Origin of the sequence: Burkholderia sp. LS-044 (assembly GCF_004803625.1) — a bacterium.
GTDB lineage: Bacteria > Pseudomonadota > Gammaproteobacteria > Burkholderiales > Burkholderiaceae > Burkholderia > Burkholderia cepacia.
This window is the reverse complement of record NZ_SSWO01000002.1, coordinates 524,050-540,188: the sequence shown is the minus strand read 5'-3', so window position 1 is coordinate 540,188 and position 16,139 is coordinate 524,050. Positions and strand designations below refer to the sequence as shown.

Here is a 16,139-nt window from a genome sequence, read left to right as displayed (position 1 = left end):
CCGGCGCCGTCATGCGCGCGGCATGCCGAGCATCCGTTCGGCGACGATGTTGCGCTGGATCTCGTTGGTGCCCGCGTAGATCGTGCCGGCCTGCGCGAACAGGAAGCCGTCGAGCCAGTGGCCGAGCGTCGCGTGCTGCGCGGCCGTCTGCGGGACGACCTCGCCGTGCGCGCCGAGAATGTCGAGCGCGGTCTGGTGCATGCGCAGGTCGAGTTCCGACCAGAACACCTTGTTGGTGCTCGACTCCGCGCCGATATGGCCGCCCTTCAGCAGCCGGCTCGCGGTCGCGTAGGTCGACAGCGCATACGCCTGCGCATCCATCCACGCCTGCACCACGCGCTCGCGCAGCGTCGGATCGCGATCCGCGCTGTCGCGGTGGGCGAGATACAGGTCGCGCAGGGCCTGCGCGGTGCGCTGGAAGCGCGCGGGCGAACGCAGCATCAGCCCGCGCTCGAAGCCGGCCGTCGCCATCGCGACCTGCCAGCCCGCGCCTTCGGCCGCGAGCCGGTTCTCGACCGGCACGCGCACGTCGTCGAAGAAGATTTCCGCGAAGCCCGTCTGCCCGTTCAGCTGGCGGATCGGCCGCACCGTGATGCCCGGCGCGGACAGCGACACCATCAGGAACGTGAGCCCGTGGTGGCGTGACGATTCCGGGTCGCTGCGGAACAGCCCGAACAGCCAGTCGGCCCACACCGCGCGCGTCGACCAGATCTTCTGGCCGTTCAACACGTATTCGTCGCCGATCCGGGCGGCCGTCGTGCGGATCGCGGCCATGTCGGAACCCGCATTCGGCTCCGACCAGCCCTGTGCCCATACGTGCTCGCCGGCCGCCATCGCGGGCAGGAAACGCGCCTTCTGCTCCGCGGTGCCGAAATCCATCAGCGTCGGGCCGAGCAGGAAGATGCCGTTCTGGTTCACGCGCATCGGCGCGTCGGCACGCCAGTACTCTTCCTCGAAGATCAGCCACTCGATCAGGTCGCAGCCGCGCCCGCCCAGCTCGCGCGGCCACGTGACCATGCTCCAGCGGCCCGAGTGCAGCGTGCGCTCCCATTCGCGGTGCGCGGCGAAGCCTTCCTCGGTGTCGAAGCTCGGCAGCCGCTCGCGCGGCACGTGCGCGGCGAGCCATTCGCGGATCTCCGCGCGAAACGCCTGTTGCTGCGGCGTGTAGGTCAGGTTCATGCGCGTGCCTCCTCGACGGTGGCCTGCACATCGAAACGCGCGTCGCGCTTCTCGACGAATGCAGCGCGCGCTTCGGTCGAATCGTTCGTCATGTACGCCTGCAGCGTGAAGCCCTGCTCCCAGCGGTACTTGTCCTCGAGATCGCCGTCCTCGACGCCGTTCAGCGCCTCCTTCGCGAGCCGCACCATCGCCGGGCTCTTGTCCGCGATCTTGCGGGCGAGCGCGAGCGCCGCATCGCGCAGCGTGTCGCGCGTCACGACCGGCTCGACCGCACCGAGCCGGTACGCTTCGGCCGCGTCGATCATCTCGCCCGTGAAGTACATCGCGCGCACCTTCTGCACGCCGAACAGCCGCTGCAGGTGCGCGCCGCCGCCCATCGCGCCACGGTCGATCTCGGGCACGCCGAAGCGCGCGCAGTCGGCCGCGACGACGATGTCCGCCGCGCCGCAGATGCCGATCCCGCCGCCGAGCACGAAACCGTGCACGGCCGCGATCACCGGCTTCGGGTTGCGGTGCACCGCGCGGAACGTCTCGTAATTGCCCGCGTTGACCGCCACGATCCGCTCCGGATGGGCGGCCAGCTCCTTGATGTCGACGCCCGCGCAGAAGCCGCGGCCTTCGCCGCGCACGACGATCACGCGGACCTCGTCCTCCTCGCCGAGCGCATCGAGCGCGCGGGAGAGCGCATGCCAGCCCTGCGCGTCGAGCGCGTTCACGGGCGGATGGGCGATCACCAGCTCGGCGATGCCGTCGGCGCGATCGATCCGGAACGGCATCGCGCCGGCCGGTTGGTTGGATCCTGTCATCTCCATTGCCTCCCTGTGATGTTGTTCATGCGGCCTGCGCTGCCGCCGTGCCGCGCAGCGCGGCCAGTGCGTCGAGTCGCTCGCCGGCTTCCGCGACGATCCGTGCGATCAGCGCGTCGCACGGTTCGATCGCGCCGATCATCGCGGCCGCCTGGCCGCTCGGCAGCACGCCTTCATCGGGGCGGCCCTCGACGATAGCGCGCTGGATCAGGAACGGCGCGTTCGCCGCCATCAGCGTCTGGCTCGCCGTGTAGTCGTGCGAGCGCAGCGCCTTGATCGCGAGGCCGAGCATGTCGCCCGTGCTCAGGCCGTTCTGGCGCCGCCATGCGTCGGCCGTCTTCAGCGCGAACAGCGTGCGGCGCAGCGGGCCGAAGCGCTCGAGCTTCAGCAGGTAGGAGTTGTCGATCATCCGTTGCGGCAGCCCGTCGAGCGCGTCCGACACGCGGATGCGCGCCGGGTCGCCTACCGCGACGTAGCGTTCGAGCGTCTCGCGCGGCACCGGCGATTCGGCGCTCATCAGGAAGCGCGTGCCCATCGCGATGCCGGCCGCGCCGTACGCGAGCGCGGCAGCCAGCCCGCGCCCGTCGAAGAACCCGCCGGCCGCGACCACCGGCACCCGCACCGCGTCGAGCACCTTCGGCAGCAGCAGCGTGGTCGGCACGGAGCCCGTGTGGCCGCCGCCTTCCGCGCCCTGCACAGTCACGATGTCCGCGCCGAGCTCGACCGCCTTCACCGCATGCTTCGGTGCGCCGACGGTCGGCATGCAGACGATGCCGGCGTCCTTGAAGCGGCGGATCGTCTTTGCATCCGGCCCGCGGCCGTAGCTCACCGCGCGCAGCCGGTGCCGGATCGCCAGCTCGACGACCTGCTGCGCGTTCTTCTGGAACATGTGGAAATTGATGCCGAACGGCTTGTCCGTCAGCGACTTCACTTTCAGGATCTCGGCCTCGACCTGCTCGGGTTCGAGCGTCGCGCCGGCCAGGAAGCCGAAGCCGCCGGCGTTGGCGGTCGCCGCGACGAGCCGCGCATCGGCCACCCAGCCCATCGCGGTCTGCACGATCGGATAGCGGCAGCCGAGCAGGTCGCACAGAGGCGTATGCAGCGGGCCTTGAAGCGTCTGAAGCGTCGTGCTCATGCGGCCGCTCCGTTGACGGCGACCGGTGCGGGCGCGTCGCCGCGATCAACGCCGTTCGGCTGACGCTGCGAACTGGCCATGCTGCGCGCGTCGTAGCCGCCGAGACGGTCGCCGCTCACGAGCTCGTTGTGCGCATGCGCGAAGTGATGCCACGCGAACGCCGCATCCATCGCCGCGCGCTTGCCCTGCAGTTCCTCGACGTGATTCAGTGCCTGCTTGGTCAGCGCGAGCCCGAGGCGCGGCATCGTCGCGATCTTCGCGGCAATCGCATAGGTCGCGTCGTGCAGCCGTTCGCGCGGCACGACGCGGTTGACCATCCCCATCTGGTACGCACGCTCGGCCGGCATCCGTTCGCCGAGGAACAGGAATTCCTTCGCGATGCGCGGGTTCAGTTCGTACGCGTGCGCGAAATACTCGACGCCCGGAATCCCCATCCGCACGACCGGATCGGCAAAAAACGCATCCTCGGACGCGACGATCAGGTCGCACACCCACGCGAGCATCAGCCCGCCCGCAATGCATGCGCCCTGCACCATCGCGACCGTCGGCTTCGGCAGGTCGCGCCAGCGCCGGCACATCCCGAGGTAGACCTCCTGCTCGCGTGCATAGAGGAATTCGCCGCCGTCCTTGTCGACGTGGTCGTACCACAGCGATGCGCGATCGAACGACTCGTGGATGTCGCGGCCCGGCGTGCCGATATCGTGGCCCGCCGAAAAATGCTTGCCGGCGCCCGCGAGCACGATCGCCTTCACCGCGTCGTCGTGCGCCGCGCGCCGGAACGCCGCGTCGAGCGCATACGTCATCTTCGAGTTCTGCGCGTTGTGATACTCGGGGCGGTTCATCGTGATCGTCGCGATGCCGCCGTCGACCGCGTAGTCGACGACACCGTCGCCGAACGTCATCTGGGTCGCTTCCATGTCGGACCTCATCCCCGGCGCGGCGCCGGATTGTTGCGCACGATCGTCGCGCGCAGGTTGTGCGGATCGAGCGCGCGCACGATGCGCAGGTCTTCCGCGGTCGGCGCGGCCGTCGTGCCGAGCTCCGGATGCGCGATCAACGGGAAGCCCGTCGCGTCCTGCACCTCGTCGAAGCTCACGCCCGGATGCAGCGAGCGCACGCGGATCGCGTGGTCGGGTCCGCCGAAATCCATCACGCACAGGTCGGTGACGATGCTGCGCAGGTCGACGAAGGTTTTCATCCCGGGCAGCCGGCGCGCCGGGTTGTGGCCGACCGTGCACACCATGTCGACTTCGCCTTCGACGAACGTGCGCTTGCCGTGGCCGCTGACGAAGAACGAGTTCGCGTGGTTCGTCGTGTTGCCGGGGAAGCCGCGCGCGCCGAGCAGCTGGGTTTTGGGGCGCGCGTAGTCGTCGCCGAGCCACGAGATGTTGGCCTGGCCGAAACGGTCGATCTGCGTCGGCATCACGAGCGCATGGCGGCGGCCGTGCCACAGGCAGTCGAACACGCGTTCGTAGGTCATCCAGCCGCTCGCCTTCACGCGGTAGCCGTCGGGGCGCGGGCCGAGCGGCACCGGCTCCTCGACGAGATACGCTTCGCCGTCGGTCAGCATCAGCCTGTTGTTGTACGCAAGCCGCGCGAGGCCGGCCGCGAGCCGCGGGCCCGTGCCGATGCCGGTCGCCAGCACTTCGCCGTCGTCGCGCCAGAGTCGCGCGGACGCGACGATCATCAGTTCCGCGAGGGAATGGTCGAGAGATTCGCTCACAGGCGCTCCTTTACAGAATCGGCAACGGCAGCGTCGTCACGTGCGACAGCCCGCCGACGCCTTCGAGGTACTGGCGTTCGTCCTGGCCGACCACGTCGCGCAGGTACGCCGCCGTCTTCGCATCGTCTTCCGCACTGGCGCAGTACGCGCGCAGGTGCGGCAGGTCCCAGCCGTAGGCCGGCCCGCACGACGTCGGGTGTGCGCCGCCCGGCGCGTGCACGACGCCGGTGACGAGCGAGCGCTCGAACGGATTGCGTTTCGCTGCGTCGAGGTCTTCGCTCGCGAGCGACGCGTCGACCGTTTCCGCCGACACGTAGCAACGCTGCGCGGCGCGTGCCATCCACGCGTCGAAGAACGGATCGGGGCCGTCGATACGCGTGTTGCCCATCCGGTCGGCCGCGTTCACGTGCAGCAGCGCGACGTCGAGGTCGATCGCCGGCATCGCGAGCAGCGTTTCGCCGTCGTCGTACGGCGACTGCACCGTGCGCAGTTGCGGCGCGTGATCGAGCAGCGCGGTGCCGAGCCCGGCACGCGTCGGCAGGAACGGCAGCCGGGCGGCCGCCGCGCGCAGGCCGAGCTGCAGCATCCCTTCGTCGAGTTCCAGCACGTCGATGCGGCCCTGTTCACGCGCACGACGGAATTGCGGTTCGAGCGGGATCACGTCGAGCGACACGAAGCCGAACACCACCTTGCGTACCTTGCCGGCCGCGCACAGCAGCCCGACATCGGCGCCGCCGTACGCGACGATCGTCAGGTCCTTCAGGTTCGAGCGCGCGATTTCGCGCACCAGCGCCATCGGCTTGCGCCGCGGCCCCCATCCGCCGATGCCGATCGTCATGCCGTCGGCGAGTTGCGCGACCACGTCGCGCGCGGACATCGTCTTGTCGAGAGGTTTCATCGTCATCCTGCTGGCTTACCGGTATCCGATGCTGAAATCGTGGCCCCACTGGCTCACCTTCGTGGCCTCGAACACCGCGTGCTTCGACCAGTCGACCGTGAGGCCGCCGAAGCCGTATTCGAGATCGAAGCCGCCGGGGGTCTTCATGTAGAAAGAGATCATCTGGTCGTTGCAGTGGCGCCCGAGCGTCGCGGACATCTTCACGTCGTGCGCGGCCACGCGGTCGAGCGCGCGGCCGACTTCGTCCATCGAGTCGACTTCGGCCATCACGTGCACGCAGCCCGACGGCACGGCCATCTCGAACAGCGCGAGGCTGTGATGGCGCGCGTTGCGGCAGTGCATGAAGTGGATGCGCTTTTCGGGTTCGGCGGGATCGGGCGTGAATTTCACGCGATAGATGTCGGACAGCTCGAAGCCGAGCACGCCGCGCACGAACGCGTCGGTCGCGTCGAACTGCGGCGCGGGAAGCACCGCGTGGCCGAGCCCCATGTCGCCGGTGACGAAGTGCGCAACGCCCAGCGGCGACACGAAACGGCGGAAATCGCAGCGCGCCCCCCAATACAGCTCGTGACGGTTGCCGGACGGGTCGGTGCACCACGCCATCGCCTGCACGCGGCGCAGCGCGGCTTCGGCGGACGTCGCGCGGATCGGCTCGACGCCTGCCCGCTGCAGCACCGCCAGCGCGGCGTCGAACGCGGCGCCGTCGGGCAGCTCCCAGCCCGACGCGAAATAGCGGTCGGCCGCGCCGGGGACGATCACGTAGCGGAAATCGCGCTCGTCCATCTTCAGGTACAACGCGCCGTCGGGCGCGTCGAGCGCCTGCATGCCCAGCACGTCTTCCGCGTAGCGGCGCCACGCATCGACGCGCGTCGCCTCGACGACGACATAGCCAAGCGCACGGACATCGATCATGTCGGCCTCCTCCTGGTTCAGAATCCGTTGTTCGTGAAAGGATTCTGGCCGGTCGGAGGTGGTGTTACATCGTCTGTTGGGACGAGAGGCGGCGGGGAATCGGAGCGGCGCGGACGCGCGCGGCAGCCCGGCGGAACGGGCCATGCCTGCGGAAGGAGACGGAGAGCCGGTACAGGTTGCCGCGACGCGGCAACCCGGATCAGTCGAACGGGTTCAGCAACCTGACGCCGGTGCGGGCGAAATCCGCGACGTTGCGCGTCACCACGGTGAGATCGTTGATCAGCGCGGTGGCCGCGATCAGCTTGTCGAGTTCGTGCGTCGGATCGGGCACGCGCAAATGCCCCCACGTCTGGCTGATCTCGATGTCGACCGGCAGGATGTTCGGTGCATAGCCGGCCAGGATGGTTGCCACCCACGCCTCGAGCGCCGACGCCTGGGGGTGATCGCCGCGATGACGGATCAGGTCGACGCCGCGGCGAAGTTCAGCAACTGTCACGACGGACAGGTAAAGCGGGCTGGCGTCCGCCGCGGCCTGCCTGAAGAACGCCCGCACGCCACGGTTGGTTCGCTTGCCCTTCCTGATTTCACTGATGACGTTGGTATCAATCAAATACACGCCTGGCCTCGCCGGAATCCTGAATACGTTGAAAATCCGCGTCTTCGCCGACATCGGGCATGCTCATCAGCACTTGCGCAAATGTCTTTCGCTTCGGCCGGCCGAGCGCATCGGCCAGAATGGCCCGATGTTCGGCCTCGGCACTCCGGCCATTTGCCGCAGCCCGCTCGCGCAGGCTCTGAACGATATTGTCATCCACGTTACGCACCAGTAGATTTGCCATGGTTCCCTCCATCCAGATTGATATCAATGATAGCGCCATGACCGGGAATTGCAATCATTGCTATCATCGCCAACAACGGAAGAAGGACGGTGGTTGGCGTCAGCGAACGGCAACGGGCCGCATGAACCCTTTCGGCATGCGCCGCTCGCCCGACACGTCGAACTGCTGTTTGAAAAGGTAAGCCGGATCGGAACGGCGGGAAAGACGGCCGATCGGCTATTCACGGCTGAACGGCCTGCGCGGGCGCGCGCCGATCGATGCGGGACGGCTGCATTCACCGATTCCGCGTGCGGTGCTCGCGAGGGTCGTCGGCCCTCCCGTGCCAACATCCATTGGCCCGCCCGTACCGGCGATGCCGGCCATTCCTCGCCCGGCACACGCAACGACGCCTCGCCGCTCAGAACCGATACGAAATCCCGATCTGCAACACCGGATACCACCGGTAGCGCGACATCACCTGCCGCAGCGAATCCAGCCCGCTCGCGGCCAGGATCTGGCTCTTCACGGGCCCGGCCGCGGCCGCCAGCTCCGGCGACAGCGTGTACGAGCATTTCGGTATCCCGTACGCAACGCCGAGGTCGGCGACGAATCCCAGCCCTTTCGACGCCGGCCGGTGCCCGTAGCCGATCCCGAAGTACGGCATCACGGTCGGATAGCGCGCTTCGGCCACCGCGTACATCCCCGGCCGCGCCGGATAACGCTTGCCGCCGAACACGTAAGTGCCATTAGTCGGCACCGATACGCCGCGAAGCTCGTCGTCGTTGAAGCGTAGCCCGAGCGTCGCGCGGAAGCCGCTGCCTCGCCACGGAAAGATGTCCGCGTACAAGCCGCCCTGGCGCAGCTTCAGGTCGTCCTGGTAGCGATTGCCGGCCACCGTGAAGTCATGCGAAAGATCGATCGCATTGAAATCCGCATGCGCACCGAGCATCGAATTGAAGCTCACGGCCGCGCCGATGCCCACGCCCTGCGTGCCGCCCTGCAGGTAGATTTCCTGCGCATGCGCACTCGCGGCGAACACCACCGCGACGAATGCCCATTGGTTCACTGTCGTTTTCACGGGCGCCTCCCCCGACATGTGCCGGGCGCGCCTCGCCAACGCATGCGGCCTGCGTCGCCATGCGTGATGCGAACCCCGGCACGACACCTTGCAAGCACGCTTGCTGTTCGACGGATCGGGAACACGTTGCCCACGCGCATGACCGATACGACATGCGCGGCAGGTACGTCGCGACAGACGACGCCCGCGGCCCGATCCGATTCCCCGTTTGTTTCGATGTCGTTGCATGCCGCCGACGCGTTCGTCGTTCTCGCGAAATTCGTTTGCGCCGGCGGCACCGGGTCAACCGCAAGGCACGTGCCATGCGGCGCAAATCGAAGCGGGACAAGGGTCGCCTCAAAGCACGGACGCTCACGCCGGTTGTAATCGGAGGAAATGTTTCAGGAACGCATCCTTATTCGGCAGACGATGCCGGAGCATGCGATCCGGCGTGCCACGAATCGATATCGCAAATGCCTGCCGAACGAGGCGGGATGGACTTCAGCGTTGGGGAATGGTCGGTGCCGTCGAGCGCGTGCGGCGGAATGCATGGAAGAAACGTTGCAACGGTGCGACCTCGCGCCGATGGCGCAATGCGCTGCCGCGCGTGGCGATGCAGGGTGAATACGGATGCCGGCGCGTGTCTCTCATTTGAATGCAATGACGACGCGCTGCTTTAAAGCCGCTGGAGATCGCCATCCGAATGGAGCAGCTTGGTACAATCCATCGACCAAGACCAAGCCGATTCATATAAGTCAATCCGGCAACCGGAAAATTGCAGACGAGGCATCCCGCCTGGAATATCCGTACCCACCTTCGGCAATTTATAAGACCAATCGACTAGCGGGGAAACTGTGAAACACATCGCAATTCTTTTGTTGGTTGCAGCCATTGTTGCTGGTTGCGATTCGAAACAATCCAACACTAGCGCTCAGTCGTCAGCGACGAGTCCTGGAACGTCAAGCGATAACTCCACGCCACAGCAACCGCCTCCAGTGGTAGCTCCTGCACCTCCGCCCCCTTCCCACAACTACGCAATGAGTCAGGATGGCACGTATGGTTACGAGCCTGCGCTTAGTGAAGATGATGTGAGAGCAGGAAAAGCCACGAAGGCGCTTGTCATGATGCGCTATGTTGGCCTCAGGGATGGCAGCTATATTCTGCTTCTCGTCGATGAAGACAATCCGAATATTTCGAATCGCATTACCTGTTCGGCCCCTTGCAATTTCGCCAAGTCGCAAACCATGGCCGGTGATTCGATTCTAAAAACTGAAACCGTACGGGTTGTACCTAATTCCCTGATCGGCGCGATGATCGAAGACGCGATGTCAGGGCAACTGACACCCTACGGTCAACACACGTCAACGTTGACCCAATCTCAACAATCAGCAGCTACGGCACCCTCGACACAAGCAAACTTGCCTGTTGCTCAGCCGGTGGCAACTCAACCCGCAAGCGACGCGGCGGCTTCGCCGCTGCAACAAACAAGCTTCGACTGTGCCAAAGCCAAGTCCATTCCGGAATTTCTGATCTGTCACGATCCGGATCTCGCGGCTTCAGATCGGGATCTTGCCGCGACATACCAACAAGCGAAGGATGCCGTCATCGACAAGGCCGCCTTTGTTGAGCGGACACGCAAACAGTGGAATTTTCGCGAGAAGAATTGCCGCGACAAGGACTGTCTGACATCGTGGTATGCGTACCAGAAGCGCGTCCTCACGAAGATCGCCCAAACCGGCGATGTCAACGTTCAAGACAATTGATACGACTCGCGCGACGCTAAAGCCTGCTCGTCCGGGCAGGCTTTTTTCACCCGCTACAACCCATACCCCCCCGAAACATTCAACTGCTGCCCGGTAATATAACCAGCCCGATCCGACGCCAGAAACACCGCCGCCCGCCCGACATCGTGCGCCTTCCCCCAGCGCTTGAGCGCAAGCATCTTCTGCGTCTCGTCGATCCACGCCTGGTCGAACTGCCCCTGTTCGAGCAGCACCGGAAACATCCCGGCCTCGATCACGCCGACCAGGATCGAATTCGCGCGAATGTCGTAGCGCCCTTCCTCGCGCGCCAGCCCTTTCACCAGCGCCTCGTTCGCCGCCTTCGGTGCGACCGACAGCCCGTCGCGCTCGGGCCAGCGCAGGTGCCCGGCCGACCCGAGCGTCACGAACGATCCGCCGCCCGATGCACGGAAGTGCGGCAGCGCGGCCTTCGCCGCCACGAAGAAGCCGATCGTCTCGACGTCGATCGCGCGGCGCCAGTCGTCGTGTGTCATGTCGCCGATATGACGCTGGTTCACGAACGGCCCGGCCGCCCAGACCACCGTGTGCACGCGGCCATGCGCGCCGATCGCGGCCGCGAGCGCGGCGTCGACCTGTGCGGGATCGGTCACGTCCACGCAGTGCGTGGTGGCCGCGACACCCTCGCCGCGAATGTCGCGCGCGACACGCTCGGCCACGTCGGCCTTGCTGCGGTAGCCCACCGCGACCGGCACGCCGGCCCGCGCGAACTCGAGCGCGACACCCTGCCCGATCCCGCCGCTGCCGCCGAACACCAGCACCGCACCCTGCGGAAACCCGTTGTCGTTCATGCGTTCATCCCGTTCGTGTACGGCGGCGGCGCTCAGGCCGCCGCCTCGGTCCCCGCCCGCAAGCGGTACTTCAGCACCTTCCCGGCCGCACTCGTCGGCAGTTGCTCGACGAACGTGAAATAACGCGGCACCTTGTAGTTCGCCATGTTGCGGCGCGCCCAGTCGTTCAGTTCGTCGGCGTCGGCATGCGCGCCCGGCCGCAGCACGACATACGCGTGCCCGACCTCGCCGAGCCGCGTATCGGGCACGCCGACCAGCGCGACCTGCGCGATCGCCGGATGCGCGGCGAGCAGCCGCTCGATCTCGGCCGGATAGCAGTTGAAGCCGCCGACGATGAACATGTCCTTGATGCGGTCGGTGATCTTCAGGTTGCCGTTCGCGTCGACGCAGCCGAGATCGCCCGTATGCAGCCAGCCATCGGGATCGACGGTTTCGCGCGTCGCGTCCGGCTGGTTGAAATAGCCGCGCATCACGTTGTAGCCGCGCACCCAGATTTCGCCGGTCTCGTCCGGCCCGAGCGGCGCGCCGCCCGGCCCCGCGATGCGCAATTCGACATCCGGCATCGGCCGGCCGGACGTACAGGCGACCGTCTGCGCATCGTCGCCTTGACGGCACAGCGTCGCGAAGCCGCACGATTCGGTCAGCCCGTAGCCGGTCAGCACCGTCTCGAAGCCGAGCTCGGCGCGCATCCGTTCGATCAGGCTCGGGGCGATCGCCGCCGCGCCTGTGACCGCGATCCGCAGCGACGACAGGTCGTGCGTCGCGCGATCAGGCGCGTCGAGCAGCGCGTAGTACAGCGTCGGCGGGCCGGGCAGCACCGATATGCGGTCGTCGGCAACGCGCCGCAGCACGTCGGCCGGCTGGAACACGAGATGCGGCAGCACGGTCGCGCCGCTCGACAGCGCGGCGAGCCAGCCCGCCTTGTAGCCGAACGTGTGGAAGAACGGATTGACGATCAGGTAGCGATCGTCAGGTCGCACGCCGGCGATCGCCGCCCACGCCTGCGCGGCGCGCAGGTTCTGGCCGTGTGCGGTCATCACGCCCTTCGGGCGGCCCGTCGTGCCGGACGTGAACATCAGGTCCATCACGGTGTCGGGCGTCACCTGTGCCTCGCGTTCGCGCACCGCGTCCAGCGGCACCTCGGCGCCGCGCGCGAGGAACGCGTTCCACGTCTCGTCGTGCGCGCCGGACGGCGGTTCGCCATCGAACACGACGACGCGCTCGAGCGTCGCCGGCCGATGCGGCGCGAGCATCGCCGGATAGGATTCGCCGAGGAACGTGCCGCAGCAGAACAGCAGCCGCGCGCCGCCGTCGTGCAGGATGCCGCCGACCTCCATCCCCTTCATCCGCGTATTGACCGGCACGAGGATCGCGCCGACGGTGTGGATCGCCAGCGCCGCGACGATCCATTGCGGCAGGTTCGGCGCCCACACCGCGATGCGGTCGCCGGCCTCGATGCCGCTCGCGAGCAGCGCGCGGGCCGCGTCGAGGCGGGCCGTGTCGAGTTCCGCGTAGGTCAGCCGGCCGTGCTCCGACTCGATCGCCGGATGCGCGCCGTGGCGCGCGGCTGCCCGTGCGATCAGCGCGGGCGTGGTCAGGATTTCGTTGTCCATCGTCATAGATCAGGGTGGCCGCGCGCGCCGCCGGCGCGCGTCGGCTCAGTCGGGAAACACCACGCGCAGTGCATCGCTCGCGGGCCGTGCGCAACAGGCGAGCGTCCAGCCGGCCGCGATCTCGTCGTCGTCGAGCACGTGGTTGCTATCGAGCGCGACCTCGCCGCGCTCGATCCGGCACATGCACGCGCCGCATTGCCCCATCCGGCAGGAATTCGGCGCCGGCACACCCGCGCGCAGCATCGCGTCGAGCAGCGTTTCGCCGGGCGCGCTGTCGAACGCGAACGCGTCGCCGTCGAGCACCGTCTCGATCGCCGCACCGTCGCCGGGCGCCGACGTTGTCGCCGTAATCGCCGTTGTCACGGCCTGCGCCGCGGTACCGGCCGGCGCCGGCGCATCGGGCAACGACGCGAACCGCTCGACATGCACGCGCGCACGCGGCAGCCCGAGGCCGAGCATCGCGGCCAGCGCGTTCTCCATGAACAGCGCGGGCCCGCAGATGAACGTCTCCTGCCGGCTGAACGGTCGCGCGAGTTCCTCGAGATGGCGCTGCTGCGGAATGCCCTGCACGCTGTCGAGCCAGTGGATCACGCGCACGCGCCCGGGATGGCGCTGCGCGAGCTGCTGAAGTTCGTCGCGGAAAATCACCGAGCGTTCGTCGCGGTTCGCGTAGATCAGCGTCAGCATCCCGCGCCCGTGCACGAGCGCGGATTTCAGGATCGACAGCACGGGCGTGATGCCGCTGCCGCCCGCGAACAGCAGCAGGTCGCCGTCGAGCGCGCGCGGCGTGAACACGCCGGCCGGCGGCAGCACCTCGAGCGTGTCGCCCGCCCGCACGCGGTCGCACAGCCAGTTCGACGCCCGGCCGTCGCGCACGCGCTTGACGGTGATCTTCGGCGCGGCGTCGATGCCGGGCGCGCTCGACAGCGAATAGCAGCGCGCAACGGCCGCGGCCGCGCACGGCACGTTCAGCGTCAGGAACTGCCCGGGCCGGTACGCGAATGCGTCGCGCAACGCGGCCGGCACGTCGAACACGAACGAGCACGCGTCGTCGCTTTCGGCAATCACTTCGGCAACGGTCAGCCGATGGAAGCGCGAATCGCTCATCGCCGGCTCCTCACGTCACGCGGCCGCACGGGCCACCGGCGCGCCGGGCGTCGTGTAGGCGCCGTCGAGATAGACGAGCGGATCGACGTCGCCGCACATCAGCACCTCGCGAATGCGCCCGATGAACACCGTATGCGTGCCGTATTCGAAGCGGCCGTCCTGCTCGCAAACGAGGCTCGCCTGCGAATCACGCAGATAGGGCACGCCGTGCGGCGACGTGTGCCAGTCGCCGGTCGTGAAGCGCGCTTCGCCCTTCAGCCGGCCGCTGCAGTCGATCGCGATGCCTTCGTGGCGGGCCGACAGCACGTTCACGCAGAACGGGGCGCCCGCATCGAGCGGCGGATACAGCGACGCGGTGCGGTTGATGCAGATCAGCAGCGAAGGCGGATCGGTCGACAGCGAGTCGACCGCCGTCGCGGACATCGAGTAGCGCCGTCCGTCGTGCGCGCTGCTGATGACCGTGACGGAGCGCGCGAGGCGGCGCATCGCGAGCAGCATGTCGGTGCGCAGCGGATGGGGGGTGAGATCGCTCATCATTGGACTCCGTCAAGTTCAGTCGTGGATGGCCGGGCCGGCCGGCCGCCGGCGTCGGCCGCGTGCGCGGCCAGGTGATCGGCGGCGATGAAACCGAAGGTCATAGCCGGGCCGAGCGTCGAGCCCGCGCCGGGGTAACTCGCGCCCATCATCGACGCGCTGGTATTGCCGATCGCGTAAAGGCCGGCGATCGGTTCGCCGTCGGCGCGCAGCACGCGGGCCAGTGCATCGGTGACGAGCCCGCCCTTCGTGCCGATGTCGCCCGCGTCGATCCGCACCGCGTAGAACGGCGCCTGGTCGACCGGCCCGAGGCACGGGTTCGGCTCGTTCCGCGGATCGCCGTAATACGTATCGAACGCGTTGTCGCCCTTGCCGAACGCCTCGTCGATTCCGGTCGCCGCGTAGCGCGCCATGTCGCGCAGCGTGTCGTGCAGCCCGGCCGCGTCGACGCCGATGCGCGCCGCAAGCGCGTCGATCGTGTCGGCCTTCACGAGCACGTCGCGAAACGCCGCCGGAATCCGCGCATCGGGCATCATCGACGCCGGCATGATCGGCCCGCACGGATACTTGCGGCGAAACCGCGCGTCGAACACCATCCATGCGGGCACGCTCGTGCCGGTGCGCGCGTGGTCGCGATACATCGCCGGCACGAATTCGGAATACGGCGCGGCTTCGTTGACGAAGCGCTTGCCGAGGCCGTTGACGATCACGCAGCCCGGCAGGTTGCGTTCGACGAACAGCGCGCGCTGTTTCTCCTCGCTGGCGACCCCGACCGTCGGTGCGCCCCACACGTGCTCCATCAGCGCCAGCGCGCCGCCGAGCCGATGGCCTTCGGCGATCGCATCGCCGGTGTTGGCCGGCGGCGTCGCGCTCCACTGCGCCTGCGTCGGCTGCGGCAGGTAGCGTTCGCGCATCGGTTGGTTGCGCTCGAAACCGCCCGCGCCGAGGATCACGCCGCGTCGCGCGGCGATCGTCACGGGCTGCCCGAAGCGCTGCGCGCGCACGCCCGTCACGCGGCCGTCCACGTCGAGCAGGTCGCGCATCGGCGTGTCGAGCCACACCGGCACGTTGCGCTCGAGCAGCGCGCGGCGCAGCCCGCCGATCAGCGCGTTGCCGAGCGTCAGGCGCCGGTCGCGCCGCGTGCGGCGGCGCATGCCGATATCGAGCCAGTAACGGCCGAACTGTGCAATCGCGAGCCTCATGAAGCCGGGTCCGCGCGAGAACAGCGTGTGCGCTTCCTTCGACGTCACCGCCACGCGCCCGCCGATCAGCGTGCCGGGCGACGGCGGACGCAGCCGGTCGAGCTCGTCGCCGAGCAGGCCGCCGTCGAACGGCAGCGGATCGAGCGCGCGATAACCCGGCATCGCGCCCGGCACCTTCTGGAAATAGTCCGCGTACTTCGGCAGCGACTGGTAGCGCACCGGGGTCTTCGATTCGAGGTAGCGCAGCATCTCCGGCGCGCGGTCGAGATACGCGTCGAGCTTCTCGGGCGTCGACGCGCCGGCCACGCAGGCTTCGATGTAGCCGCGCGCGGCCTCGCGCGAATCGGTCGCGCCCAATTCGGCGATGTGGTGGTTGCACGGCACCCAGATCCCGCCGCCCGACACGGCCGACGTGCCGCCGTACAGCGCCGTCTTCTCGATCACGACGACGGACAGGCCGCGGTCGGCCGCACGGCACGCGGCGAGCAGCGCACCCGCGCCCGAACCGACGACCACCACGTCGAACACGTATTGCTGTGCTTGCGGGTCGTTCATCGCGTCTCCG

Annotated in this window: 16 protein-coding genes; 1 reads left to right on the top strand and 15 read right to left on the bottom strand. The window is 67.9% G+C overall.

What is annotated here, in order from left to right:
• Positions 1-9 precede the first annotated feature (9 nt).
• The 10 genes from E9536_RS07580 to E9536_RS07535 form a co-directional block, all read right to left on the bottom strand.
• Positions 10-1,179, bottom strand: a complete 1,170-nt coding sequence (locus E9536_RS07580) for an acyl-CoA dehydrogenase family protein (RefSeq protein WP_136469606.1) — start codon at positions 1,177-1,179, stop codon at positions 10-12.
• Complete coding sequence (locus E9536_RS07575) at positions 1,176-1,991, bottom strand: enoyl-CoA hydratase family protein (protein ID WP_136469605.1); 816 nt, start codon at positions 1,989-1,991, stop codon at positions 1,176-1,178. Before E9536_RS07575 ends, E9536_RS07580 begins: the two co-directional genes overlap by 4 nt.
• A 19-nt stretch (positions 1,992-2,010) precedes the next feature.
• Entirely contained in the window at positions 2,011-3,120 is a 1,110-nt protein-coding gene (locus E9536_RS07570) for a nitronate monooxygenase (protein WP_136469604.1), read from the bottom strand.
• The gene (locus E9536_RS07565; RefSeq protein WP_060085380.1) at positions 3,117-4,037 is read right to left on the bottom strand and encodes an enoyl-CoA hydratase; all 921 of its coding nucleotides are present in this window, start codon (positions 4,035-4,037) and stop codon (positions 3,117-3,119) included. The genes E9536_RS07570 and E9536_RS07565 overlap by 4 nt, the downstream gene beginning before the upstream one ends.
• Before the next feature lie 8 nt (positions 4,038-4,045).
• The gene (locus tag E9536_RS07560; RefSeq protein ID WP_136469603.1) at positions 4,046-4,843 is read right to left on the bottom strand and encodes a ketoacid CoA transferase; all 798 of its coding nucleotides are present in this window, start codon (positions 4,841-4,843) and stop codon (positions 4,046-4,048) included.
• Positions 4,844-4,853: 10 nt separating this feature from the next.
• Complete coding sequence (locus tag E9536_RS07555; RefSeq protein WP_059683718.1) at positions 4,854-5,747, bottom strand: CoA-transferase; 894 nt, start codon at positions 5,745-5,747, stop codon at positions 4,854-4,856.
• Between the two features lie 9 nt (positions 5,748-5,756).
• Positions 5,757-6,653 carry a VOC family protein gene (locus E9536_RS07550; protein WP_059697342.1) on the bottom strand — a complete coding sequence of 299 codons (897 nt, stop codon included), beginning with the start codon at positions 6,651-6,653 and terminating at the stop codon, positions 5,757-5,759.
• Positions 6,654-6,852: 199 nt separating this feature from the next.
• Complete coding sequence (locus tag E9536_RS07545) at positions 6,853-7,323, bottom strand: type II toxin-antitoxin system VapC family toxin (RefSeq protein ID WP_175755016.1); 471 nt, start codon at positions 7,321-7,323, stop codon at positions 6,853-6,855.
• On the bottom strand, positions 7,256-7,492 hold the full coding sequence (locus E9536_RS07540) for a hypothetical protein (RefSeq protein WP_021159426.1): 237 nt from the start codon (positions 7,490-7,492) through the stop codon (positions 7,256-7,258). Before E9536_RS07540 ends, E9536_RS07545 begins: the two co-directional genes overlap by 68 nt.
• 397 nt (positions 7,493-7,889) lie before the next feature.
• Positions 7,890-8,567 carry a hypothetical protein gene (locus E9536_RS07535; RefSeq protein ID WP_027791761.1) on the bottom strand — a complete coding sequence of 226 codons (678 nt, stop codon included), beginning with the start codon at positions 8,565-8,567 and terminating at the stop codon, positions 7,890-7,892.
• 998 nt (positions 8,568-9,565) lie between these two features.
• Between E9536_RS07535 and E9536_RS07530 the strand changes: the two genes are divergently transcribed.
• A complete protein-coding gene (locus E9536_RS07530; protein WP_175863280.1) occupies positions 9,566-10,291 on the top strand; it encodes a hypothetical protein in 726 nt (241 codons plus the stop codon).
• Between the two features lie 53 nt (positions 10,292-10,344).
• Here the strand turns inward: E9536_RS07530 and E9536_RS07525 are convergent, their stop codons facing one another.
• Genes E9536_RS07525 through E9536_RS07505 form a run of 5 tightly spaced genes read right to left on the bottom strand, consistent with a single transcriptional unit; the run spans position 10,345 to position 16,129 of the window.
• On the bottom strand, positions 10,345-11,118 hold the full coding sequence (locus E9536_RS07525; protein ID WP_060085383.1) for an SDR family oxidoreductase: 774 nt from the start codon (positions 11,116-11,118) through the stop codon (positions 10,345-10,347).
• A gap of 32 nt (positions 11,119-11,150) precedes the next feature.
• Positions 11,151-12,737 carry a FadD3 family acyl-CoA ligase gene (locus tag E9536_RS07520; RefSeq protein WP_136469602.1) on the bottom strand — a complete coding sequence of 529 codons (1,587 nt, stop codon included), beginning with the start codon at positions 12,735-12,737 and terminating at the stop codon, positions 11,151-11,153.
• Between the two features lie 39 nt (positions 12,738-12,776).
• Positions 12,777-13,838, bottom strand: coding sequence for a ferredoxin--NADP reductase (locus E9536_RS07515; RefSeq protein ID WP_136469601.1), 1,062 nt, complete (start codon positions 13,836-13,838; stop codon positions 12,777-12,779).
• Positions 13,839-13,853: 15 nt separating this feature from the next.
• A complete protein-coding gene (locus E9536_RS07510) occupies positions 13,854-14,372 on the bottom strand; it encodes a flavin reductase family protein (RefSeq protein ID WP_021159417.1) in 519 nt (172 codons plus the stop codon).
• The gene (locus E9536_RS07505; protein WP_136469600.1) at positions 14,372-16,129 is read right to left on the bottom strand and encodes an FAD-dependent oxidoreductase; all 1,758 of its coding nucleotides are present in this window, start codon (positions 16,127-16,129) and stop codon (positions 14,372-14,374) included. Before E9536_RS07505 ends, E9536_RS07510 begins: the two co-directional genes overlap by 1 nt.
• Positions 16,130-16,139 lie beyond the last annotated feature (10 nt).

Excerpts from the sequence above, each read along its gene's own strand:
- E9536_RS07575 (WP_136469605.1), bottom strand. The coding sequence starts at position 1,991 with ATGGAGATGACAGGATCCAACCAACCGGCCGGCGCGATGCCGTTCCGG.
- E9536_RS07505 (WP_136469600.1), bottom strand. The coding sequence starts at position 16,129 with ATGAACGACCCGCAAGCACAGCAATACGTGTTCGACGTGGTGGTCGTC.
- E9536_RS07580 (WP_136469606.1), bottom strand. The coding sequence starts at position 1,179 with ATGAACCTGACCTACACGCCGCAGCAACAGGCGTTTCGCGCGGAGATC.
- E9536_RS07520 (WP_136469602.1), bottom strand. The coding sequence starts at position 12,737 with ATGACGATGGACAACGAAATCCTGACCACGCCCGCGCTGATCGCACGG.
- E9536_RS07515 (WP_136469601.1), bottom strand. The coding sequence starts at position 13,838 with ATGAGCGATTCGCGCTTCCATCGGCTGACCGTTGCCGAAGTGATTGCC.
- E9536_RS07535 (WP_027791761.1), bottom strand. The coding sequence starts at position 8,567 with ATGTCGGGGGAGGCGCCCGTGAAAACGACAGTGAACCAATGGGCATTC.
- E9536_RS07555 (WP_059683718.1), bottom strand. The coding sequence starts at position 5,747 with ATGACGATGAAACCTCTCGACAAGACGATGTCCGCGCGCGACGTGGTC.
- E9536_RS07540 (WP_021159426.1), bottom strand. The coding sequence starts at position 7,492 with ATGGCAAATCTACTGGTGCGTAACGTGGATGACAATATCGTTCAGAGC.
- E9536_RS07530 (WP_175863280.1), top strand. The coding sequence starts at position 9,566 with ATGAGTCAGGATGGCACGTATGGTTACGAGCCTGCGCTTAGTGAAGAT.
- E9536_RS07510 (WP_021159417.1), bottom strand. The coding sequence starts at position 14,372 with ATGAGCGATCTCACCCCCCATCCGCTGCGCACCGACATGCTGCTCGCG.
- E9536_RS07525 (WP_060085383.1), bottom strand. The coding sequence starts at position 11,118 with ATGAACGACAACGGGTTTCCGCAGGGTGCGGTGCTGGTGTTCGGCGGC.
- E9536_RS07550 (WP_059697342.1), bottom strand. The coding sequence starts at position 6,653 with ATGATCGATGTCCGTGCGCTTGGCTATGTCGTCGTCGAGGCGACGCGC.
- E9536_RS07565 (WP_060085380.1), bottom strand. The coding sequence starts at position 4,037 with ATGGAAGCGACCCAGATGACGTTCGGCGACGGTGTCGTCGACTACGCG.
- E9536_RS07545 (WP_175755016.1), bottom strand. The coding sequence starts at position 7,323 with ATGTCGGCGAAGACGCGGATTTTCAACGTATTCAGGATTCCGGCGAGG.
- E9536_RS07570 (WP_136469604.1), bottom strand. The coding sequence starts at position 3,120 with ATGAGCACGACGCTTCAGACGCTTCAAGGCCCGCTGCATACGCCTCTG.